At 58.2% G+C, this 20464-nt stretch carries 25 protein-coding genes; 20 read left to right on the top strand and 5 right to left on the bottom strand.

What is annotated here, in order from left to right; translation table 11 throughout:
- Positions 1 to 184: 184 nt before the first annotated feature.
- Positions 185 to 415: a hypothetical protein gene (locus tag J3P86_RS07090; RefSeq protein WP_434699749.1), complete on the bottom strand. Its 231-nt coding sequence runs from the start codon at positions 413 to 415 to the stop codon at positions 185 to 187.
- A 98-nt stretch (positions 416 to 513) separates the two neighbouring features.
- Between J3P86_RS07090 and J3P86_RS07085 the strand changes: the two genes are divergently transcribed.
- On the top strand, positions 514 to 1161 hold the full coding sequence (locus J3P86_RS07085) for a LexA family protein (protein ID WP_434699748.1): 648 nt from the start codon (positions 514 to 516) through the stop codon (positions 1159 to 1161).
- A gap of 44 nt (positions 1162 to 1205) precedes the next feature.
- On the opposite strand, the gene J3P86_RS07080 is transcribed toward J3P86_RS07085, so the two are convergent.
- Positions 1206 to 2522, bottom strand: coding sequence for a hypothetical protein (locus tag J3P86_RS07080; protein ID WP_434699747.1), 1317 nt, complete (start codon positions 2520 to 2522; stop codon positions 1206 to 1208).
- A 368-nt stretch (positions 2523 to 2890) separates the two neighbouring features.
- On the opposite strand from J3P86_RS07080, the gene J3P86_RS07075 reads away from it, so the two are divergent.
- The 10 genes from J3P86_RS07075 (at position 2891) to J3P86_RS07030 (ending at position 8160) form a co-directional block, all read left to right on the top strand.
- Positions 2891 to 3475, top strand: a complete 585-nt coding sequence (locus J3P86_RS07075; protein WP_434699746.1) for a hypothetical protein — start codon at positions 2891 to 2893, stop codon at positions 3473 to 3475.
- A gap of 10 nt (positions 3476 to 3485) precedes the next feature.
- Positions 3486 to 3770 (top strand): phage antirepressor KilAC domain-containing protein, encoded by a 285-nt coding sequence (locus tag J3P86_RS07070; RefSeq protein ID WP_081352390.1) that lies wholly within the window; start codon positions 3486 to 3488, stop codon positions 3768 to 3770.
- A 158-nt stretch (positions 3771 to 3928) separates the two neighbouring features.
- A complete protein-coding gene (locus J3P86_RS07065; protein ID WP_434699744.1) occupies positions 3929 to 4258 on the top strand; it encodes a pyocin activator PrtN family protein in 330 nt (109 codons plus the stop codon).
- Positions 4259 to 4301: 43 nt separating this feature from the next.
- Positions 4302 to 4730, top strand: a complete 429-nt coding sequence (locus J3P86_RS07060) for a hypothetical protein (RefSeq protein WP_434699743.1) — start codon at positions 4302 to 4304, stop codon at positions 4728 to 4730.
- Positions 4727 to 4948 (top strand): hypothetical protein, encoded by a 222-nt coding sequence (locus tag J3P86_RS07055; protein WP_072348350.1) that lies wholly within the window; start codon positions 4727 to 4729, stop codon positions 4946 to 4948. Before J3P86_RS07060 ends, J3P86_RS07055 begins: the two co-directional genes overlap by 4 nt.
- Entirely contained in the window at positions 4945 to 5487 is a 543-nt protein-coding gene (locus J3P86_RS07050; protein WP_434699742.1) for a phosphohydrolase, read from the top strand. Before J3P86_RS07055 ends, J3P86_RS07050 begins: the two co-directional genes overlap by 4 nt.
- Entirely contained in the window at positions 5484 to 6068 is a 585-nt protein-coding gene (locus tag J3P86_RS07045; RefSeq protein WP_434699741.1) for a hypothetical protein, read from the top strand. Before J3P86_RS07050 ends, J3P86_RS07045 begins: the two co-directional genes overlap by 4 nt.
- Positions 5969 to 7117 (top strand): tyrosine-type recombinase/integrase, encoded by a 1149-nt coding sequence (locus tag J3P86_RS07040; protein WP_434700608.1) that lies wholly within the window; start codon positions 5969 to 5971, stop codon positions 7115 to 7117. The genes J3P86_RS07045 and J3P86_RS07040 overlap by 100 nt, the downstream gene beginning before the upstream one ends.
- Positions 7118 to 7139: 22 nt before the next feature.
- On the top strand, positions 7140 to 7685 hold the full coding sequence (gene folE / locus J3P86_RS07035; RefSeq protein ID WP_434625333.1) for a GTP cyclohydrolase I FolE: 546 nt from the start codon (positions 7140 to 7142) through the stop codon (positions 7683 to 7685).
- A gap of 103 nt (positions 7686 to 7788) precedes the next feature.
- The gene (locus J3P86_RS07030; RefSeq protein WP_434625335.1) at positions 7789 to 8160 is read left to right on the top strand and encodes a glutathione S-transferase N-terminal domain-containing protein; all 372 of its coding nucleotides are present in this window, start codon (positions 7789 to 7791) and stop codon (positions 8158 to 8160) included.
- A 143-nt stretch (positions 8161 to 8303) separates the two neighbouring features.
- Here J3P86_RS07030 and J3P86_RS07025 read toward each other — a convergent pair whose 3' ends face one another.
- Positions 8304 to 9470 carry a PLP-dependent aminotransferase family protein gene (locus tag J3P86_RS07025; RefSeq protein ID WP_434699740.1) on the bottom strand — a complete coding sequence of 389 codons (1167 nt, stop codon included), beginning with the start codon at positions 9468 to 9470 and terminating at the stop codon, positions 8304 to 8306.
- Positions 9471 to 9551: 81 nt separating this feature from the next.
- Here J3P86_RS07025 and J3P86_RS07020 point away from each other — a divergent pair, with 81 nt between their 5' ends.
- The 3 genes from J3P86_RS07020 to J3P86_RS07010 all read left to right on the top strand — a co-directional run bounded on the left by J3P86_RS07020 (position 9552) and on the right by J3P86_RS07010 (position 12367).
- Positions 9552 to 9989 (top strand): MarR family winged helix-turn-helix transcriptional regulator, encoded by a 438-nt coding sequence (locus J3P86_RS07020; RefSeq protein WP_434625339.1) that lies wholly within the window; start codon positions 9552 to 9554, stop codon positions 9987 to 9989.
- A gap of 337 nt (positions 9990 to 10326) precedes the next feature.
- Positions 10327 to 11676 carry an NCS2 family permease gene (locus J3P86_RS07015; RefSeq protein ID WP_305496146.1) on the top strand — a complete coding sequence of 450 codons (1350 nt, stop codon included), beginning with the start codon at positions 10327 to 10329 and terminating at the stop codon, positions 11674 to 11676.
- A 64-nt stretch (positions 11677 to 11740) separates the two neighbouring features.
- Complete coding sequence (locus tag J3P86_RS07010) at positions 11741 to 12367, top strand: LysE family translocator (RefSeq protein WP_434625341.1); 627 nt, start codon at positions 11741 to 11743, stop codon at positions 12365 to 12367.
- Between the two features lie 195 nt (positions 12368 to 12562).
- Here J3P86_RS07010 and uraH read toward each other — a convergent pair whose 3' ends face one another.
- Positions 12563 to 12916: a hydroxyisourate hydrolase gene (gene uraH, locus J3P86_RS07005; RefSeq protein WP_434699739.1), complete on the bottom strand. Its 354-nt coding sequence runs from the start codon at positions 12914 to 12916 to the stop codon at positions 12563 to 12565.
- 411 nt (positions 12917 to 13327) lie between these two features.
- Here uraH and puuE point away from each other — a divergent pair, with 411 nt between their 5' ends.
- The 6 genes from puuE to J3P86_RS06975 all read left to right on the top strand — a co-directional run bounded on the left by puuE (position 13328) and on the right by J3P86_RS06975 (position 18966).
- On the top strand, positions 13328 to 14254 hold the full coding sequence (puuE, locus tag J3P86_RS07000) for an allantoinase PuuE (protein WP_434625345.1): 927 nt from the start codon (positions 13328 to 13330) through the stop codon (positions 14252 to 14254).
- A complete protein-coding gene (gene uraD / locus J3P86_RS06995) occupies positions 14251 to 14766 on the top strand; it encodes a 2-oxo-4-hydroxy-4-carboxy-5-ureidoimidazoline decarboxylase (protein ID WP_434699737.1) in 516 nt (171 codons plus the stop codon). Before puuE ends, uraD begins: the two co-directional genes overlap by 4 nt.
- Before the next feature lie 67 nt (positions 14767 to 14833).
- Entirely contained in the window at positions 14834 to 15829 is a 996-nt protein-coding gene (gene alc, locus J3P86_RS06990; protein WP_434699736.1) for an allantoicase, read from the top strand.
- Positions 15830 to 15949: 120 nt separating this feature from the next.
- Positions 15950 to 16453 (top strand): ureidoglycolate lyase, encoded by a 504-nt coding sequence (locus tag J3P86_RS06985; RefSeq protein ID WP_434699735.1) that lies wholly within the window; start codon positions 15950 to 15952, stop codon positions 16451 to 16453.
- 51 nt (positions 16454 to 16504) lie between these two features.
- Complete coding sequence (locus J3P86_RS06980; protein ID WP_434699734.1) at positions 16505 to 17806, top strand: urate hydroxylase PuuD; 1302 nt, start codon at positions 16505 to 16507, stop codon at positions 17804 to 17806.
- A 374-nt stretch (positions 17807 to 18180) separates the two neighbouring features.
- Positions 18181 to 18966, top strand: a complete 786-nt coding sequence (locus tag J3P86_RS06975) for an outer membrane protein OmpK (RefSeq protein WP_434699732.1) — start codon at positions 18181 to 18183, stop codon at positions 18964 to 18966.
- A 56-nt stretch (positions 18967 to 19022) separates the two neighbouring features.
- Here J3P86_RS06975 and J3P86_RS06970 read toward each other — a convergent pair whose 3' ends face one another.
- Complete coding sequence (locus J3P86_RS06970) at positions 19023 to 20369, bottom strand: DEAD/DEAH box helicase (RefSeq protein WP_434625357.1); 1347 nt, start codon at positions 20367 to 20369, stop codon at positions 19023 to 19025.
- Positions 20370 to 20464 lie beyond the last annotated feature (95 nt).

Below are 20464 nucleotides of genomic sequence, written 5' to 3'. Positions count from 1 at the left end.
CGCAACAGCTGCCCAATCTGTGGTGGAGAAGGCAGCAACACCAAGGCTTCCGAGCCTTGGAAAAGCGCGATAAAGGAAGGTGGTTTGCATGTGGTGTGCCCGCCTACCTGTATCGCGACCGGACAGCGCTGTGGTGGTGCGTGTCGGGAGGAACTGGGCGGCCTTAGGGTCGCCTTTTTTCTAGCTAAGCAGCTTTGGATACAATCGTTTCGGTAATACCAAAATGCTCTAGCACTTCGGCAAGGGAGACGCAGCCTTCGCTTTCGCGGGTCAATGACTTGATCAGCGAGACGCTGGGATCTTTGCTCGCGTACTTGACGTGTAGCCTTAGATAGCTAACCGCTATGCTGCAACGCGCTGCATAAGCCATGAGCTCCTCGGGACCCAAATTGTTGATGTAATCGCGCAGATTCATGTGTGGTACCTCCTGGCGCAAATTTAACCATCTAGGTTAATTTTTTCAACACCTTTTTGGATATTCACCGTAAAGGTTAAAAAAGTCAAACTCCCGGCATGAAGATTTCAGACACGCGCCTGCAGAATTTCCGAAGAGTCTTGGCTGAGAAAAAACTCCGCTTGACCGACATCGCTGACCTTTTGGGCAAAGCACCGGCTCAAGTGAGCGCGTTCGGTGGGAAGAATCCCACGAAAGGTATTGGTGATCAGATTGCCCGGGAAATAGAGCAGGCATTAAGTCTTCACACCGGTTATCTAGACATGCCTTTTGGAATAGGCGAATTCAATAATGCGACCGTATTGAGTCACACAGGACGTAAATTGCCTGTTATTGGATCTATCGCCGCCGGGGCATGGTGTGAGTCGGATATAGTTTTCGATCCGCGTGATGCGGAGGAATGGATCGATGCCCCCGGACCTGTCGGGCCTCGGGCTTTCATACTTCGCGTCGAAGGAATGAGCATGGAGCCGAAATTCGTCGAGGGCGATAAAATAGTCATCGATCCCTCTCTAGAAGCTCTACCTGGTCATTTTGTTGCCGCAAAAAGAACCAGAGATCAAGCGGCAACACTCAAGCAATTGAAGCAAGAAGGGAATGAGCAGTATCTCTATGCGCTAAACCCTGACTGGCCGGAAAGAATTATAAGAATGACCGAAGAATGGACCATCTGTGGAAGAGCAAGATGGAAAATATCAGACCTATAGATATCTGAGCCCAGATCAAAAAATCTGAACTCAGAATGATAGTTCTATGCCGCATCCGGAGACTGGTCTTCTAGGTCATCTCCTATCTGCTCAGGGTCATTAACATACTCTTCCAGACCTACTTCAATCAAAACAGCATTCAACTCCCCAAGCTCAACTTGCTTATTATCCTTCAAAGCAGATATTACAGCACCCACTACAAAGCTGTATTTGATTTGATCATTTGTTCCACACGCTCGAATTAAGTCAAGGACTTGTTGCTTGGTAAAATGGTTCGCGAACCTGATAACCGTGTGACCAAAGTCATTTGCCATAGCAAAAGAAGGCGAGATAGCGAATAGCTCGGCCACCCTCTCCCCGACGACGTCATTGTATAAGGTTGTTTTTGAGCGATTAATTTCCGAACGATTAGCTTTCATAACTCGGTTTTTCGCAGGTACCTCTAAGCCTTCAAGTGCCAACAGGGGGATTAACTGGTCAAAATTATCGGTAGGCAGCTCTTCAACGTAGGCAGAAATTCTCTGCTGCTGATCTTCATCAAGCATAACCCATGCGTCGTCTAACAAGGTAAGTAGGGTGAGAACGTTATCGAGATCCTCTGCGTCTAAAGCACGAACAACTGGAGAAAGCTTTTCCGCCATTGTTTGGTCATATACGACTTTATGCATCGTTTCAATCGCTTTAAGCGCAGTTGAAACTTGCAGCTCTTCTTTAAGCGTTAAACCCGAGAAAAATTTCTTTAAAAGAACCACAATGAAACTGGTCACGAGAGCCGAACGCGCCTTAAGCAAAGGGCCGTTTCTAAACGCAACGACTGCCTTCTCTGTATCGGCGGGAAAATAGCCCGAGTCAACCTCCTTGAGCAACAAGCCAAGCGCGTACTTTCCTTGAGCAGGTGGGTACTGGAGTAAATACTCAACTGCCGATCTCATATGTACCCTTGCGAGTTCGGCAGGAGGGTTGAAAATTTCACTATCTACGGTCATTGATGGATGAGCGCATCTATTACGGTCCTGTTGTAGCCGATCTAAATCTGTAAACTCAACGTGCGATATCAGTTGAAATTTGTCTCGAGCATTAGTTAGCAGCTCTCGTTCAAACTTCAAAGAGGCAGAGATATCATTCGCCACTCGCGCCGCTTCGAAGGCATGTATTACTCCCTCGGCTTGCTTATCACCTGCCAAGGATAACTCCTTGTATTTATCGATGATATCAAAAGCCACGGCAATCCAAGTCGAAACAATCGATGAGCGAAATGCACCAGATTTATAGCATGCTACAGCCTCGCGAATATAGCTCTTGGCCTTTTCGTCCCGGCATTTCAAAACCAGTTCATCTAAATCGGAAAGAGGCGACGCCATCAGAAAACTCCCTGTACGTGGACGCTGGAAAGCTTAGGGTAAAGCTATTGCTTTGCCACCATTCTGTCCATCAGAAAAGTCGAGATGGGTATCGCCCAGGGTAAAAAATTACCTAGAAGGTAAAAATATTTTTGACAGATTAACCTTTGTGGTTAACTATCGACTCACTCTTCCACCACAGAGCGAGGCAAAACCATGCACACCACAGCATCCATTCACATCCATCCGGCAGTTGCCGACCTAACCCGCATCTTCGAAGTAAGGCGTCTGGCCCGCATCTACGGCTGCGCATTCATCCCGTCTAAACCCAAGCAACAGGCCCGTAGCGCACCGGCGTCCTTCGATCCAAACGACGGAGGACGGGCGGCATGAGCAAATTCAAGATCGACAACCGCGCACTGACGTTGCTTAGCGCCCAGGTAAACCTCAGCGGGACTATCAACCACACCCTACGGTCAACGCCTCGACGCGATGTGCTGGCGTTTCGGTTGAAGGTTGAACGCAACAAGGCGGACAGCACCTTCACCATTGAGCTGGGCTCAGAGCGCCACACGTTGACTTTGCCCAACACCAAGAAAACTCACCTGAAGCTGGCCGACTTCATTGAGGAGATCGTCAACGGCCCTTTTGACCAGACTGGCGAACAGCATCCGGTACGACATGCTGAGCGCGAGTACGGCGCTTTCAGCGCCCAGCAGCGCGAACAAGTTTACAGGCTGGTTTGCACGGGCGGATTTATCGACCTGGACCTGGGCTTTGAACTGCCGATCCGACTCGCCGTGCACCGCACACGTACACGCTCGGGCATCACCGTAGTCATGAGCATCGGCATTAAAAGCCCGCGTACCAAGTGCTTCACCGCGTACGGCACCGACGCCGAGATGTACGAGCAGGTTTGCGAATCCATCAACCACCTGGCTGCGCTGGCAACACCCGCCGCGCACGCAGCATAGGAGGTATGCCATGGAGCGCAATCTCGAAAAGACCGCCAAGCACTTTGGCCTGACCCGCCCCACCCTGATCAAGCTCATGCGTGAGAAGGGTCTGCTCACCGACCGCAACCTGCCGGCGTTCCCCGTCCGCGACCGTGAATACCTTCGGGTCAAGGACAGCAACTGGTACCACGACACGCTGGGCATGCAGTACAGCCAATCGACACGCGTCCGGCAGGCCGGCATCCCCTGGCTAGCAGAACAACTGGGCCTCGACCTTCCTGCCATCCCGGCAGACAACCGTGACGTGGCCTAGGGAATACGCCCGCCAGATCATTGCCCTACGCACCCGAGAGGAGCGCAACGCCGCGCTCCTTGAGGTGCCGGAGCATCTGCGCGAGCTGACCAAACGCCATTGCCTCAATGCCTGGAATCACCCGGCCCGAAACAAACGCATGGAGAGCCCAAAGCCTCATGACTAGCCAGCCTCAAAACCCGCTGCGCCTGATGCCAGCACCGGAGACGGCCACCGTCGAGCTGCTGTATCGCACCTTCGGCGACGTTCTTATCCCCCTCGAAAAGCTGCGCGTGCAGTACTTCCGCAACCTTAACGAGCAGTCATTTGCAGCCGAAATCACCAGCGGCCGCATTCAACTGCCCGTGACCACGCTGGACAGCAGCCGCAAGGCACCGAAATACGCGCACATCCGCCACGTCGCTGCACTGATCGACATCCAGGCCTACAAGGCCGACGAAGTCCACGCGAAGGCCCACGCCGACGCAACGGAAGAAGTCCAACCGTAACGGCTGCCACCACCAGCCACCAACACCACCAGGAGCACACCACATGACTGCAATTCAAATATGCGCGTTGATCGGCCTGATAGTCGGCGCGGCCCTTATCTACTGGACCGGCTACCGAGGCGGGCTGCTCGACGGACGTGCTGCGGGACAGATTGAAGGAATTGAGGAAGGCAAAGCAATACAGAGATCCGACTCATCAGGGACGATCCGGGATCTGAACTTACTACTCAATCAGTCGAGAGCGAGCAGAAAGGAACTATATGCTCAATACGAGCGCGCCCTTGCCGCCTCGAAGCTCGGTAAAAAAGACCGCGATACCCTATTAGCCGTTGCTCAGCAGCTGCAATTGGCAGCCGAAACGTTCAAGGCACTGAAGTCTACCGAGCAAGAAATCCGCACCCATCGACTGCGCACAAAGACTCTGGAGATTGCAGCTCTACTGGATCAGGTCAAAGTGGAGGACGCAGCATGAGCCGCCACAGCCCGATGCTACGCCTCTCACCTCAAGATGCCGGCGTGCTGCACCAGCAACACGCCAAAGCCACCGCCGAACTGCGCGAAGTGACTCGATTCCGCAAGGAGTTCGACCGGCAACTGTCGCTGCTGATCGGCTACGACGCCCTGCGCAAGTTGCACAAGGACACCCAGAACGCCCTGCTACTCGCCGACCTGGTCAAGGAGGCAGCATGAATTGGATCCTCACGCATACCGGCAAACGCTTTGACCTGTTCGAACCGGACGCCGACATGATCGACCCACGAGACATTGCGCACTCGCTCGCTCATTTGTGCCGCTTCAACGGGCACACCCACGAGTTCTACAGCGTGGCCCAGCATAGTTGCTTGGTTGCGGATCTGGTGCCGGCCGAGCACAAGCTCTCCGCCCTGCTCCACGACGCCACCGAGGCTTACCTGGGCGACATGACCCGGCCGCTCAAAGAGTGGATGCCTTACTACCGTGGATTCGAGGACGTCATATGGGGGCGTATTTGCGAGCGCTTTGGCTTGGAGATCGACCTCCCCGCAAGCGTGCACCAAGCCGACCTGATCGCCTTGACCACCGAACGGCGCGACCTGATGCCGCCCGATCCGGACCCATGGGATTTCCTTGTCGGTATCGAACCCGCGCCCGAACGCATCCGGCCATGGTCACCCACCGAAGCCCGGCTCACGTACCACCAGCGACTGATGGACCAACTCGCTATTGAACACCGGAGGAAAGCGGCATGAAGCAGGAACAGAACGCCCCGCAAACCCAGTCCGCTTTGCTCCGTAGCGCCAGTTGGGTCGACGCGCCTGTAAACAACAGCCTCTGCTGCGCAGCAGCAGGCATTACTGCTTCTTTCCAAGCCACTGCCGAGGCACTTATACCCCACGAAAGGCTGCGCCAGGCAGCAGCATCTGAAGCCACGCTGATAGCTCAGCACCGCCCGTCCGCGCAGCCTGCCTTGGGGTATACGCACTTCGACACCACAACAGAGCCGCCACCGCTGCAGTTCCAAGTGGACAAGATTCCCGAGGACAAAATGGCCGAACTGGTCGGTACGACCCGCCGAGCACTGCAGGGCAAACGTGCCAGAGGGGTCATCCCTAAAGGCGTCTGGAACACCATCGACAACCGCATCTATTACAGCATCAGGAGATATGAGGCATGGCTCGAAAGCCAATGGGATTGCCCACCGGAGTTGAATTTGTCGGCCAGTCCGTCAGGATTCGCTTCACATGGAACGGGCAACGCCGTTGCGAAACCCTCCCCTATCCCCAGACACCGAAAGGCATTAAAGCGGCATCCGATCTACGCGCTAACGTAACCAGCCTGATCAAGCATGGCGTGCTCGATGACCAACGCTATGCCGAGCTGTTTCCCAACTCCACTTATGCCACCTACTCGGCTACTCCCCGCTTCGGGGAGTATGCTCAGGAGTGGTTAAACAGTCGGGAGGTCGTAGCAGGCACACGCAAGAACTACCGGGCATCCCTCAATCTGTACTGGATGCCTCACCTCGCCTTGCTACCCGTCGATAGCATCACCTCGGTGCTGCTGCGCAAAATCGTAGCCAATACTGAATGGAAATCGCCGGGCGTTAAGCGTTCGGCAATCCAGCGACTCACTACAGTGTTCAGTACTGCCGTCAAAGATGGGCTGATCAATCGCAACCCGGTCGAGTCCATCGAGCTTCCCGTGAAAACGAAAAAGCCCATCGACCCCTTCACGGTGGCGGAAGCCAACGCCATCATTGAACACCTCTATAAGACGCTGACCCATTCGATGCGGATCTACGCGGCTTACTTCGAGTTCGCCTTCTATACCGGTATGCGCCCTAGCGAGATAGCAGCCCTTCGCTGGGGCGAGATAGACAAGGACAAGCGCCTAGCCAACGTGTGTCGGATCGTCGCGGACTATAAGATCGAGGAGCGCACCAAAACCCGCAATGAACGGCAAGTCATGCTCAACAGCCGTGCCCTGCACGCCCTTCAGGTGGCGGAGCACATCGCCGAGCAGCGTGCGAAACAGAGCCGCAGGAAGCAGCCGAAATCGCCCTATGTGTTCCCACCCACAAAAAATTTCGAGTTCATCCAGCAATCCAGCGTCACCGACAAACACTTCCAGGCGGCGCTGACCGAATTGGAGATTCGCGCCCGCCGGCAATACAACTGCCGACACACATACGCTACCATGTGCCTCATGGCGGGTATGAACCCTGCGTTTATTGCCACTCAGCTGGGTCACAGCGTTCAGATGTTGCTCTCGACCTATGCCCGATGGATCAACTCCAGCACCGACTGGGGCGAACTCGGGAAACTCGAAAACAGCTTGATTGGTACAAAATTGGTACAGACAGAACAAGTACCCTCCTGAAACCCTTATGGAATCAGCCTCTGTGACACTGGAACAGAATTACACCGCGATCCTCGGGCAACTCGGCGAGGACGTTTCCCGCGAGGGCCTGCTCGACACGCCCAAGCGCGCTGCCAAGGCCATGCAGTACCTTTGCCGCGGTTATGAACAGACCCTGGAAGAAGTCACCAACGGTGCCTTGTTCAGCTCCGACAACAGCGAAATGGTGCTGGTCAAGGACATCGAGTTGTACTCGCTGTGCGAGCACCACCTGTTGCCTTTCATCGGCAAGGCCCATGTGGCCTATATTCCGAGTGGCAAGGTGCTGGGCCTGTCGAAAGTCGCGCGTATCGTCGATATGTATGCGCGTCGCCTGCAGATCCAGGAAAACCTCAGCCGCCAGATCGCCGATGCGGTCCAGCAGGTGACGGGGGCCATGGGCGTGGCAGTGGTGATCGAAGCCAAGCACATGTGCATGATGATGCGCGGTGTGGAAAAACAGAATTCTTCGATGATCACGTCGGTGATGCTCGGTGAATTCCGTGAAAACGCGGCGACCCGCATGGAATTTCTCAGCCTGATCAAGTAAAGCGACGCATCAAGAAAACCGGCATTGATCGCCGGTTTTTTTTCGCCTGGCAAAAATCAGGTAAGCTGCGCGCCCTCTTCTTCCCTGCTTCGAGGCTTGCACCGTGATCGTCAAAGCGCTTCGAGTTGGTCTGGGCCAGCTCATCATCTTCATCGATTTCATTACTCGCCCCGGCAAGAAAAAGCGCTCGGCCGAAGCCCAGGCGCAAGTCGACCAGGCGGCCCGCAGCCTGACGCTTTATCAGTTCCATGCCTGCCCGTTCTGCGTGAAGACCCGCCGCGCCCTGCACCGCCTCAACGTGCCCGTGGCGCTGCGCGATGCGAAAAACAACGAGCAGGATCGCCAGACTCTGCTGGAACAGGGTGGCCGGATCAAGGTGCCTTGCCTGCGCATTGAAGAGAATGGCGAGACCACCTGGATGTATGAATCCAATGTGATCATTGATTATCTGGATAAGCGGTTTTCGGCGGTCTGAGGGTTTGTGCTGGGGTTGATGGCCCTTTCGCGAGCAGGCTCGCTCCCACAGGAGGCCGGTGTTGATTACAAGTTTGCAATCACCCAGAGATCCGTGTGGGAGCGAGCCTGCTCGCGAAGAGGCCGGTCGATCCAACCCAAGCCTCAAGCCGCCTCGGCAGCCAAAGCCCCCCGCACCACCCCCGCCAGTCGCCTGAGCCCTTCATCCAGCCGCGCCGGATCGATATAGCTGAAATTCAACCGCAAGTGCCCGGGATGCTTGTCCGGCTCGGGAAAAAACGGTTCTCCTGGCATGAACGCCACGTCCTCCTCCAGGGCTGCGGCAAGCAAGGTCCGGGTATCCAGCGGTTGCTTGAGGGTCAGCCAGAAAAACAGCCCGCCCTGGGGCACGTTCCAGTCGGCGATGTCGGCGAAATGCTTTTGCAGCGCGGCCTGGAACCTGTCGCGGCGATCCCGGTAGAAATCCCTCAATTCACTCAAATGGCTGCGGTACTGCTCGGTGCCGATCCATTGCAACGCCTGCCACTGGCCGATGCGATTGGTGTGCAGGTCCGCTGACTGCTTGAGCCGTAGCAAATGCGGGAACAGGTCCGGGCTGGCAATCAGGTAACCCACACGCAACCCAGGCAGCAGCGTCTTCGACACCGTGCCGGTGTAGATCCAGCTGGCCTTTTTCAAACGGCCGGCAATTGGCGTGGCGCTGCCACCATCGAAGGTCAGTTCGCGATAGGGCTCGTCCTCCACCAGCGTCACGCCGAACTCGTCCAGCAGTGCCGCGACCGCATCGCGCTTGGCCTCGCTGTAGCGTACCGCCGAAGGGTTCTGGAACGTTGGGATCAGGTAGATGAACGCCGGTCGATGCTGCTGCAGCCGGGCCCGCAATTGCTCAAGGTCCGGGCCATCCGCTTCAAGGGGCACGGTGATGCAATTGGCGCCGAACAAATGGAAAATCTGTAGAGCCGCAAGGTAGGTCGGCGCTTCGAGCAGGATCTCGGTGCCGACGTCAATGTGCAGCTTTGCCGCCAGATCGAGGGTTTGCTGGGAACCGCTCACGACCAATACCTGACCGGCCTCACAAGCCAGGCCCAACGATCGCGCCTGCGCTGCCAGCGCTTCACGCAAGGCCGGCTCACCTTCGCTCATGCCGTATTGGCCCATGGACAGCGGCATGTCCTCCCACTGCACCTTCGGCAGCATGGCTTCGGCCGGCAGGCCGCCGGCAAACGACATCACTTCCGGGCGCTGCGCCGCGGCGAGAATTTCCCGGATCAAAGAACTTTTGAGGCGCGAGACACGTTCGGAAAAAGCCATGGGGTCACCTGTAGCAAGGCGTCGGAAAAATGAGTCAAACTGTTTGACCGAAATTACCGCGCCGCCTCTGGAAACGTCAATATGCTTGACCTTAAAAATCCGACCTCCCAACAAATGGCCATGGAAGCGTTCTTCTTCGGTTATCAGGCGTTCACCGCCAAAGCCGATGAAATGCTTGAGCGCCGGGGCTTGAGCCGCGTGCATCAGCGCATCGTTTTTTTCATCGCCCGTTATCCATCATTGAGTGTGAAGGAGCTGCTGGCGCTGCTTGGCGTGAGCAAACAGGCATTGAACATGCCGCTGCGGCAATTGATGGAAATGCATTTGGTGAACAGCGTTGCCTCCGAGGCCGACAAGCGCAAGCGGCTGCTGGAACTGACCGCCGAGGGCGCGCGCTTTGAACAGGCGTTACGGCGCGAGCAGGTGAAATTGCTTGAACGGGTGTTTGCCGAGGCGGGGGAAGCGGCGGTGGATGGGTGGCTGGCGGTGAATCTGGGGTTGGGGAAATCCAGCGACTAGCGAACTCGTTTAGCCATGCGGCCCCTTCGCGAGCAGGCTCGTTCCTACAGTGATCTCGTTGAACATGGCATTTGTGTTCGACAAGGCTCCTCATGTGGGAGCGAGCCTGCTCGCGAAGGCGTCTTCAAGAACGATATATCCCTATGCACAGATTTTTCGTCAACAAAACAGAAAACATTATTTGCTTTATTTGTATACAAAAGCATAATTCGCTTCGTGCGAGTTCCTGACCAAAAGGTCAACTACTTCGCCAGCCTTACCGCCTCAATGCCTCGCAGCCCTCCTCAGGGAGCACGCGGTGCTGAAATAACAATAAGACTCTTGAGGAGTACTCGCTGTGGAAAGCCGCAAACCCGAAGCCCAGACCCTGGACCTTTCGCCGCCACTACGCAGTGGCTGGCTGGAGCGAATCTTCAAACTCAGCTTGCACGGCACCACGGTGAAGACCGAGCTGATCGCCGGCCTGACGACCTTCATCACCATGGCCTACATCATCTTCGTCAACCCCAACATCATGGCCGACGCGGGCATTGATCACGGCGCTGCGTTCGTCGCTACGTGCATTGCCGCCGCCCTGGGTTGCCTGTTGATGGGCCTGTATGCCAATTGGCCGGTAGGCCTGGCGCCGGGCATGGGCCTGAACGCTTTTTTTACCTACACGGTCGTCGGGACCATGGGCTACAACTGGGAAACCGCGCTGGGCGCGGTGTTCGTTTCCGGGGTGTTGTTCATGTTCCTGACCCTGTCGCGGGTGCGTGAGTGGTTGCTCAACAGCATTCCGGTGAGCCTGCGCTACGCCATGGGCGCGGGGGTCGGACTTTTCCTCGGGCTGATCGGCCTGAAGACCGCCGGTATCATCGTCGACAGCCCGGCGACGCTGATCAAGCTGGGTTCCTTGCATGAGCCAGGACCGCTGCTGGCCGCCGTGTGTTTCCTGATGATCGCCGTGCTGAGCTATCACCGCGTGTTCGGCGCGATCCTGATCAGCATCATTGCCGTGACCCTGGCCGGTTGGGGCCTGGGACTGGTGCAATACAACGGCGTGATGTCGACGCCGCCGAGCCTGGCTCCGACCTGGATGGCGATGGACGTCGCCGGCGTGTTCAACGTCAGCATGATCAGTGTGGTGCTGGCCTTCCTGTTCGTGCATATGTTCGACACCGCCGGCACCTTGATGGGCGTCGCCCAGCGCGCTGGCCTGGTAAAGCCCGACGGCAAGATCGAAAACCTGTCCAAGGCCCTCAAGGCCGACAGCGCCTCCAGCGTATTCGGCGCGATGGTCGGTGTTCCGCCAGTGACCAGCTATGTGGAAAGCGCGGCCGGCGTCGCAGCCGGCGGCCGCACGGGGCTTACGGCGGTGACGGTCGGTGTGCTATTTATTGCCGCCATGTTCTTTGCCCCGCTGGCCGGGATGATTCCTGCCTATGCAACGGCCGGCGCCTTGATTTATGTGGCCATGCTGATGATGGGCGGCATGGCCCACATCGAGTGGGACGAAGCGACCGACAGTATTCCAGCCATCGTCACCGCCATCATGATGCCGCTGACCTTCTCGGTCGCCGATGGCATCGCGCTGGGTTTCATCACCTACGTGGTACTCAAGGCCGGCACCGGTAAACACAAGGAAATATCCGTCAGCCTGTGGGTGCTCTGCGCGATCTTTATCGCCAAGTTCATCTTCTTGTAAGCGGGCCCCGTCTGTATCCGCCTCACCCCGTCGGGTGAGGCTTTTGTGCATCAGGAGCAAAGCAATGAATCTGGAAACCTGGTTGTTGTTCAGTGGCGCCGCCTTGGTGGTGATCCTCATCCCCGGCCCGCTGTCGCTGCTGATGATCAGCAACAGCCTCAACTACGGTCTGCGCCGTTCTTATCCGGCATTCCTCGGTGGGGTGGTCGCCTCGATCTGCCTGTTGAGCGCCTCAGCGCTGGGGCTCGGGGCGCTGTTGCTGGCTTCGGAACAATTGTTCAGCGCCCTGAAAATTGTCGGCGCGCTGTATCTGTTCTACCTCGCCTGGCAGAGCTGGCAGCAATCGCACCAGCCATCCCAGGGCGCCGAAGTGCCCCAGGCTACCGCCACTCCAAGGTTTCGCGCGCTGTTCGGCCGGGCATTCGTGCTGGGCGCGAGCAACCCGAAAGACATCCTCTTCTTCGCGGCGTTCCTGCCGCAATTCCTGAGCGCCGAGCAGCCATTCCTGCCGCAACTGCTGATCATGATCGCCACCTGGACCGTGCTCGACCTGCTGTGCAAGCTGGCCTATGGCCTGGGTGCCCACGGCGCCGCCCGGTATCTGCGTACCGGCAAGGGTCAGAGCTGGTTCAACCGGGTCAGTGCGGGGTTGTTCAGTGGGGCGGGGGCGGCTTCTTTGTTGAGCCGCTGAAAAGCAAAAGCTTCGCGAGCAGGCTCGCTCCCACACTGGATTACTGGTGTTCACGAAACCTTGTGGGAGCGAGCGAAGGCGGCCTCGAAGACAAGCTCTTTTTCAAGGCCAAAAAAAGCCCGCAGTGTGAGCGGGCTAAAAACCATAGAAGCTCTATGCGCAGTCGCTTCCAGGGCAAGGCAGCTGCTTGGGGGCTCAGCTGCCTCGATAGGTTGAATAGGCGTAAGGCGAAATCAGCAGGGGCACATGGTAATGCTCCTGCTCCTGCGAAATACCGAAGCGCAGCACCACCACATCAAGGAACGCCGGCTCGGCCAATTGCACGCCACGGGCGCGGTAGTAGTCGCCGGCGTGGAATTGAATCTGGTAGACCCCGCTGCGGTAGTCATCCCCTTGCAGAAGCGGTGCGTCGCAACGGCCATCGCTGTTGGTCAATGCGCTGGCGACCAGCTGCATTTGCGAACCTTCGACGCGGTACAGCTCGATCCTGATCAAGCTGCCCGGACAACCGTGTGCAGCATCCAAAACGTGTGTAGTCAGACGTCCCATTGATTGTGCGTGCCTTGCCGCAAGGCGACCAGGCACGGCGCCTCCTGAGTCAGTTGAAAGACAGGCCGCACCATTGTGAAGCATTAACGCTGCGGCAATTTTCGAATTAAGACACTTTAAACATAAATTGTACACAATAAAAAATGAATTTTTCTCTTGCACGGCGCCTGACGATGGTTCCGCCCGACTCCCGGTCCGCCCCTGCTTCGACAAAGGCTTGTGAAGGGTAAATTGACCAAGTGGGCAGATTTCTTGCAGTGTAGACAAACCGACGGTCGCGGTGAAAAATGCAAAAAACAGGCTTACAAGTAGAATATAAAGTTGTATACAATCAGCCCATCATCGTGACGCCAGCCTGTGATCCACCCCCAAGGCGCCACCTACATGGTTCGAAGAAGAAGGAAGACTGCAGTGAGCGCTGACTACCCACGCGACCTGATCGGTTACGGCAGTAACCCTCCCCACCCGCAATGGCCGGGCAATGCCCGAATCGCCCTGTCTTTCGTACTCAACTATGAGGAAGGCGGCGAGCGCAACATCCTGCATGGCGATCGTGAGTCCGAAGCGTTCCTCTCGGAAATGGTTTCGGCGCAACCGTTGCTGGGCGAGCGCAACATGAGCATGGAGTCGCTGTACGAGTATGGCAGCCGTGCCGGCGTCTGGCGGATCCTCAAGCTGTTCAAGCAATTCGATATCCCGCTGACTATCTTCGCCGTGGCCATGGCCGCTCAGCGCCATCCGGACGTGATCCGCGCCATGGTCGCCGCCGGCCATGAAATATGCAGCCACGGCTATCGCTGGATCGACTACCAGTACATGGATGAAGCGCAGGAGCGCGAACACATGCTCGAAGCGATCCGCATCCTCACCGAACTTACCGGCGAGCGGCCGTTGGGCTGGTACACCGGACGCACCGGCCCCAATACCCGGCGATTGGTAATGGAAGAAGGCGGCTTTCTCTATGACAGCGACACCTACGACGACGACCTGCCGTACTGGGAGCCGAATAACCCCACCGGCAAGCCGCACCTGGTAATCCCTTACACACTCGACACCAATGACATGCGCTTCACCCAGGTGCAGGGTTTCAACAAGGGCGACGACTTCTTCCAGTACCTCAAGGATGCCTTCGACGTACTGTATGCCGAAGGCGCCGAAGCACCGAAGATGTTGTCCATCGGCCTGCATTGCCGCCTGATCGGCCGCCCTGCCCGCCTCGCCTCCCTCAAGCGTTTCCTGGAATACGTCAAGGGCCACGAACAGGTGTGGTTCAGCCGCCGGGTCGACATTGCACGCCACTGGCAGCAGACCCACCCGTATCCGGGAGTTTCGAAATGACTGCCTTCCAGACCCTCAAGCCTTCCCGCCTGAGCCGCGAAGCGTTCGTCGAAGCCTTCGCCGACATCTACGAACATTCGCCATGGGTGGCCGAAAAGGCCTTCGACCTAGGCCAGGATCCCTCGATCGACCAGATCGAAACCCTGCACCAGCGCATGAGCGACATCCTGTTGAGTGCCGACCACGCCAGCCAGCTGGCGCTGATCAACGCTCACCCGGACCTGGCCGGCAAAGCCGCCGTCCAGGGCCAACTGACCGAAGCCAGCACCAACGAACAGGCTGGCGCCGGTATTCACCAATGCACGGCCGAAGAGTTCCAGCGCTTCACCGAGCTGAACGAGGCCTACAAGGCCAAGTTCAAGTTTCCCTTCATCATGGCGGTAAAAGGCAGCAACCGGCACCAGATCCTTGCCGCGTTCGAAACGCGCATTCACCACTCGGCGGATGCCGAATTCAAATGCGCATTGGCAGAGATCAACAAGATCGCGTTGTTCCGATTACTGACCCTTTAGCGAGCAGCACCTCAAGACCAGGTCCTGCAAGCATCCCCAGCCAACTTATCAAAGGCAGACAAGAAGAATGAAAGCTTACGCCGTACCGTTCGAGAAATTCGTCAACCTGGCCGACGCCCGCCTGGGCACCAGGATCATTTCGGTGACCGATGACTGGTTCGCCGATGCCAACCGCCTGTTCCAGCCGACCCCGGCCGTGTGGAAGGAGGGTGTGTTCGACGATAACGGCAAATGGATGGACGGCTGGGAGTCGCGCCGCAAGCGTTTCGAAGGCTACGACAGCGCGGTGATCCGCCTGGGCGTGCCGGGCTCGATCAAGGGCGTGGATATCGACACCTCGTTCTTCACCGGTAATTACCCACCGTCGGCCTCCCTGGAAGCCTGTTTCCTGGCTGAAGGCGAGCCGGATGAAAACACCCAGTGGACCGAAGTGCTGTCGGCCGTCGAGCTGAAGGGCGACAGCCACCACTACCACGAAATCAGCAATGACCAGGCGTTCAGCCATCTGCGCTTCAACATCTATCCGGACGGCGGCGTGGCCCGCCTGCGCGTCTACGGCATTCCGTACCGCGACTGGTCCGCGGTCGGCGACAACGAACAGATCGACCTGGCCGCCGCCCTCAACGGTGGCCGTGCCCTGGCCTGCTCCGATGAACACTTCGGCCGCATGAGCAACATCCTCAACCCGGGCCGTGGCGTGAACATGGGCGACGGCTGGGAAACCGCCCGTCGGCGCACCCCCGGCAATGACTGGGTGATCGTCGCCCTGGGCCATGCCGGCATTGTTGAGAAAGTCGTCGTCGATACCCTGCACTTCAAGGGCAACTACCCGGACAGCTGCTCGATCCAGGGCGCGTTCGTCAAAGGCGGCACCGACAGCCAGATCGAAACCCAGTCGCTGTTCTGGCGCGAACTGCTGCCGAGCCAGAAGCTGGAAATGCACGCCGAACACACCTTCGCCGAGCAGATCAAGGCGCTGGGGCCGATCACGCACATCCGCCTGAACGTGTTCCCGGACGGTGGCGTGAGCCGCCTGCGGGTATTGGGCAAGGTCGCTAAATAGCAGTGAAGCCAATCGCGAGCAGGCTCGCTCCCACAGGGGTATGCGGTCAAATGTGGGAGCGAGCCTGCTCGCGATAGCAATAGAACAGACAACAACGAATTCAAGGTTAAGAAGACCAGCATGCGCACACTCAAGATCGAGCCATTGACCAAAGAAGCCTTCGCCCCGTTCGGTGACGTGATCGAAACCGACGGCAGCGATCACTTCATGATCAACAACGGTTCGACCATGCGCTTCCACCGCCTGGCGACGGTCGAGACCGCCACGCCGGACGACCACGCGATCATCAGCATCTTCCGCGCCGACGCGCTGCAGATGCCGTTGACCGTGCGCATGCTGGAGCGCCATCCGCTGGGCAGCCAGGCCTTCATTCCGCTGCTCGGCAACCCCTTTCTGATCGTGGTCGCGCCACTTGGCGATGCACCTGTATCAGGCTTGGTCCGCGCCTTCGTCACCAACGGCAGGCAGGGCATCAATTACCATCGCGGCGTCTGGCACCACCCGGTGCTGACGATCGAAAAGCGGGATGACTTCCTGGTGGTTGATCGCAGTGGCACAGGCAACAACTGCGATGAGCATTTTTTTCAAGAGGATGAGTACTTGATCCTCGCCCCCCACCAATAAGAGAAGGTCCGATCACCCGAAGACAAGGGTGACGGGCGAGAGGTAAAGACTGTGGAAGCACATATGCTGGAATGGCTGAACCTGAGCGTGCGCTGGGTTCACATGATCACTGGCGTGGCCTGGATCGGCGCGTCGTTCTACTTCGTCTGGCTGGAAAACAACCTCAATCGCGTCAATCCCCGGAGCGGCCTGGCCGGTGATTTATGGGCCATCCACGGTGGCGGCATCTACCACCTGGAAAAATACAAACTCGCGCCGCCGTCCATGCCGGACAACCTGCACTGGTTCAAATGGGAAGCCTATTTCACCTGGATGTCGGGCATCGCCCTGCTGTGCCTGGTGTTCTATTGGAACCCGACCGTCTACCTGCTGGCTCCCGGCAGCAGCCTGAGCGGCGCCGAGGGTGTTGCCCTGGGCATCGGTTCACTGTTCGTTGGCTGGTTCGTCTATTCGGCACTCTGCGACTCGGCACTCGGCAAGCGCCCCGCCCTGCTCGGCCTGATTCTGTTCGTGCTGTTGATCGCCGCGGCCTACGGCTTCAGCAAGGTGTTCAGCGGTCGCGGCGCCTACCTGCATGTCGGCGCCGTCATCGGTACGATCATGGTCGGCAACGTGTTCCGCATCATCATGCCGGCACAGCGCGCCTTGGTGGCGGCCATCGCCGAGAACCGCACGCCTGACCCGGCGTTGCCGGCCAAGGGCCTGTTGCGTTCGCGCCACAACAACTACTTCACCCTGCCGGTGCTGTTCATCATGATCAGCAACCACTTCCCGAGCACCTACGGCAGCCAGTACAACTGGCTGATCCTGGCCGGGATCGCCGTGGCGGCCGTGTTGGTGCGTCATTACTTCAACACTCGCCATGACAGCAACCGGTTCGCCTGGACGCTGCCGGTCGGCGCCCTGGCGATGATCTGCCTGGCTTACGTCACCGGGCCCAAGCCAATGCCAACGGCACCGGAAGTCGCCAAGGCTCCTGGCGTGATCGAGTATCAACCGTTGCCGGAAACGGCGGTGGGCGGCGGGGCCAAACCGGCCGCGGCGCCAGCCGCTCCGGCAACGGCGCCCGCCCAGGCGTCCACTGCGCAGGGCCCGTTATTTGAAAAGGTCCACAGCGTGATCCAGGAGCGCTGCTCGGTCTGTCATTCGGCCAAGCCCACCAGTCCGCTGTTCAGCGCCGCGCCAGGCGGGGTGATCTTCGATACGCCGCAGCAGATCCAGCAACAGGCCGCACGCATCCAGGCCCAGGCCGTGACCACCCAGATCATGCCCTTGGGCAACATCACCCAGATGACCCAGCAGGAACGTGACCTGATCGGCGCCTGGATCACCCAGGGCGCACGCACCAACTAGTCCGGCCAGACACACCCCGCTCCACCCGCAATACCGCAGACAGGCAGGCCGGCACACGACCGGTCGCCCGTCAGCGGCCGCCTGCGCATCAACAATAAGAACAAGAGGAAAGCTTTATGCATGCGCTCCATCGTCACGCCTCCAGATGCGCCGTCGCAGCGCACTTGAGTCGCTCCAGGCAAGTCCGTATCCTGCGCGGCCGTTCAAACCCGGACACCTCAAAATAATCATCAGGTCCTGAGCGACCCACCGACTTTCAGCCACTGCCACAAACAAAAAGCTGACCGAACGGATGTTTTGTCCGTGGAGAAAGGCGCCACACCAGAGCGCTGACGACAACAACGCGGTACCACTTACCTTTGGGAGCAAACCGAATGAAACGTACGTGCACCAGCCTGATACTCGCAGGATCGTTGCTCGCCGGCAGCCAAGCCATGGCCGGCGATCTGTTGCAGTGGCAGAACAACAGCCTGAGTTACCTCTACGGCAAGGATTTCCAGATCAATCCGCGTATCCAGCAGACCGTGACGTTCGAACACGCCGATGCCTGGGCCTACGGCGACAACTTCTTCTTCCTCGACCGGATCTTCTACAACGGCGAGGACGACAGCAATTCCGGCCCGAACACCTACTACGGCGAGTTCAGTCCGCGCCTGTCGTTCGGCAAGATCTTTGATCAAAAGCTCGAACTGGGCCCGGTCAAGGACGTGCTGCTGGCGATGACCTATGAGTTTGGCGAAGGTGACAACGAGTCCTACCTGATCGGCCCGGGTTTCGACCTGGCGATTCCCGGCTTCGATTACTTCCAGCTGAACTTCTACAACCGCCAGACCGAAGGCTCGCGGGCGGGCGACAACGTCTGGCAGATCACCCCGGTCTGGGCCGTCACCGTCCCGGTGGGTTCATCCGACATTCTGTTCGATGGGTTCATCGACTGGGTCGTCGACAACGACAGCAACGCCAAGGGCACGTACCACGCCAACCTGCATATCGTCCCGCAGATCAAATATGACCTGGGCAAGGCGTTGAAGCTCGGCGCCAAGCAGCTGTACGTGGGCGTGGAATACGACTACTGGAAGAACAAGTACGCCATCGAGGACAGCGAAAGCTTCAAGACCAACCAGAGCAATACCAGCCTGCTGGTCAAATATCATTTCTGACCCGGCGGCATGAAATGAAAAAGCCGGACACAAGGTCCGGCTTTTCATTTGCGGGCTTATTCAGCCGCTGGCGCCTCGGGCTTGCGGCGTTTGAGCGGGGCCATGCCGTCCTTGCTGACCAGCGATGGCGCGTCGCTCTTCGGGCGGTTGGCGGTCTTGCGCTTGGTCGGAGCCTTGGCGCCGGTTTTCTTCTTGTCGCCCTTGGCGTCGACCTTTTTCTTCTTCACGCCAACGGCCTTGCCCGACGCCTTGACCTTTTTCGGTCCGCCGTAGGTGCCTTTGACTTCCTTGATGGTGCGGCGCTCGAAGCTCTGCTTGAGGTAGCGCTCGACGCTCGACATCAGGTTCCAGTCGCCGTGGCAGATCAGCGAGATCGCCAGGCCATCGTTGCCGGCGCGACCGGTGCGGCCGATGCGGTGCACGTACTCGTCGCCGCTGCGGGGCATGTCGAAGTTGATGACCATGTCCAGGCCTTCGACGTCCAGGCCACGGGCCGCGACGTCGGTGGCAACCAGGATTTTCACACCGCCCTGCTTGAGGCGGTCGATGGCCAGCTTGCGGTCCTTCTGGTCTTTCTCGCCGTGCAGCACGAACGCCTTGTATTCCTGGGCGACGAGACGACCGTAGATGCGGTCGGCCATGGCCCGGGTGTTGGTGAACACGATGGCTTTTTCGTAGGTCTCGTTGGCCAGCAACCAGTTCACAATCTGCTCTTTGTGCTGGTTGTGGTCAGCGGTGATGATCTGCTGGCGAGTCGTGGAGTTCAGCTGGCTGACCGCGTTGAGCTGCAAGTGCTCAGGGTTGTTCAGGACCTTGGCGATCATCTCGCGCAGGCCCGAACCGCCAGTGGTGGCGGAGAACAGCATGGTCTGCTGGCGATTGACGCATTCATCCACCAGGCGCTGCACATCTTCGGCAAAACCCATGTCCAGCATGCGGTCGGCTTCGTCCAGCACCAGCACTTCGACTTCCTTGAGGTCGAGGTTGCCGGCGTTCAGTTGCTCGATCATCCGCCCCGGCGTGCCGATCAGGATATCCGGCACCTTGCGCAGCATGGCGGCCTGGACCTTGAAATCTTCCCCGCCGGTGATCAGGCCGGACTTGATGAAGGTGAACTGCGCGAAGCGTTCCACTTCCTTCAAGGTCTGCTGGGCCAGCTCGCGGGTCGGCAGCAGGATCAGGGTCTTGATGCTGACGCGGACCTTGGCCGGGCCGATCAGGCGATTGAGGATCGGCAGCACGAACGCAGCGGTCTTGCCGCTGCCGGTCTGCGCCGTCACCCGCAGGTCACGCCCCTGGAGCGCGAGCGGAATAGCCGCTGCCTGCACCGGCGTTGGCTCGACAAATTTAAGCTCGGCCACGGCTTTGAGCAGGCGTTCGTGCAGGGCGAATTGGGAAAACACGGGTGCTACCTCGAAGAAATGCAAAAAAACAGCTGCATAGGTTACCGGTTTCGAGCGCGCAGGCCGAGTTTCTTTATACAAACGGCTGCAAATCA

Origin of the sequence: Pseudomonas sp. D1-1 (assembly GCF_051132225.1) — a bacterium.
Taxonomy (GTDB): Bacteria; Pseudomonadota; Gammaproteobacteria; order Pseudomonadales; family Pseudomonadaceae; genus Aquipseudomonas.
Note: the sequence above shows the minus strand (reverse complement) of the source record. Positions and strands in the feature narration are given on the sequence as shown.

Excerpts from the sequence above, each read along its gene's own strand:
- J3P86_RS07090 (WP_434699749.1), bottom strand. The coding sequence starts at position 415 with ATGAATCTGCGCGATTACATCAACAATTTGGGTCCCGAGGAGCTCATG.
- J3P86_RS07085 (WP_434699748.1), top strand. The coding sequence starts at position 514 with ATGAAGATTTCAGACACGCGCCTGCAGAATTTCCGAAGAGTCTTGGCT.
- J3P86_RS07080 (WP_434699747.1), bottom strand. The coding sequence starts at position 2,522 with ATGGCGTCGCCTCTTTCCGATTTAGATGAACTGGTTTTGAAATGCCGG.
- J3P86_RS07075 (WP_434699746.1), top strand. The coding sequence starts at position 2,891 with ATGAGCAAATTCAAGATCGACAACCGCGCACTGACGTTGCTTAGCGCC.
- J3P86_RS07070 (WP_081352390.1), top strand. The coding sequence starts at position 3,486 with ATGGAGCGCAATCTCGAAAAGACCGCCAAGCACTTTGGCCTGACCCGC.
- J3P86_RS07065 (WP_434699744.1), top strand. The coding sequence starts at position 3,929 with ATGACTAGCCAGCCTCAAAACCCGCTGCGCCTGATGCCAGCACCGGAG.
- J3P86_RS07060 (WP_434699743.1), top strand. The coding sequence starts at position 4,302 with ATGACTGCAATTCAAATATGCGCGTTGATCGGCCTGATAGTCGGCGCG.
- J3P86_RS07055 (WP_072348350.1), top strand. The coding sequence starts at position 4,727 with ATGAGCCGCCACAGCCCGATGCTACGCCTCTCACCTCAAGATGCCGGC.
- J3P86_RS07050 (WP_434699742.1), top strand. The coding sequence starts at position 4,945 with ATGAATTGGATCCTCACGCATACCGGCAAACGCTTTGACCTGTTCGAA.
- J3P86_RS07045 (WP_434699741.1), top strand. The coding sequence starts at position 5,484 with ATGAAGCAGGAACAGAACGCCCCGCAAACCCAGTCCGCTTTGCTCCGT.
- J3P86_RS07025 (WP_434699740.1), bottom strand. The coding sequence starts at position 9,470 with ATGGCTTTTTCCGAACGTGTCTCGCGCCTCAAAAGTTCTTTGATCCGG.
- J3P86_RS07020 (WP_434625339.1), top strand. The coding sequence starts at position 9,552 with ATGCTTGACCTTAAAAATCCGACCTCCCAACAAATGGCCATGGAAGCG.
- J3P86_RS07010 (WP_434625341.1), top strand. The coding sequence starts at position 11,741 with ATGAATCTGGAAACCTGGTTGTTGTTCAGTGGCGCCGCCTTGGTGGTG.
- uraH (WP_434699739.1), bottom strand. The coding sequence starts at position 12,916 with ATGGGACGTCTGACTACACACGTTTTGGATGCTGCACACGGTTGTCCG.
- uraD (WP_434699737.1), top strand. The coding sequence starts at position 14,251 with ATGACTGCCTTCCAGACCCTCAAGCCTTCCCGCCTGAGCCGCGAAGCG.
- alc (WP_434699736.1), top strand. The coding sequence starts at position 14,834 with ATGAAAGCTTACGCCGTACCGTTCGAGAAATTCGTCAACCTGGCCGAC.
- J3P86_RS06985 (WP_434699735.1), top strand. The coding sequence starts at position 15,950 with ATGCGCACACTCAAGATCGAGCCATTGACCAAAGAAGCCTTCGCCCCG.
- J3P86_RS06975 (WP_434699732.1), top strand. The coding sequence starts at position 18,181 with ATGAAACGTACGTGCACCAGCCTGATACTCGCAGGATCGTTGCTCGCC.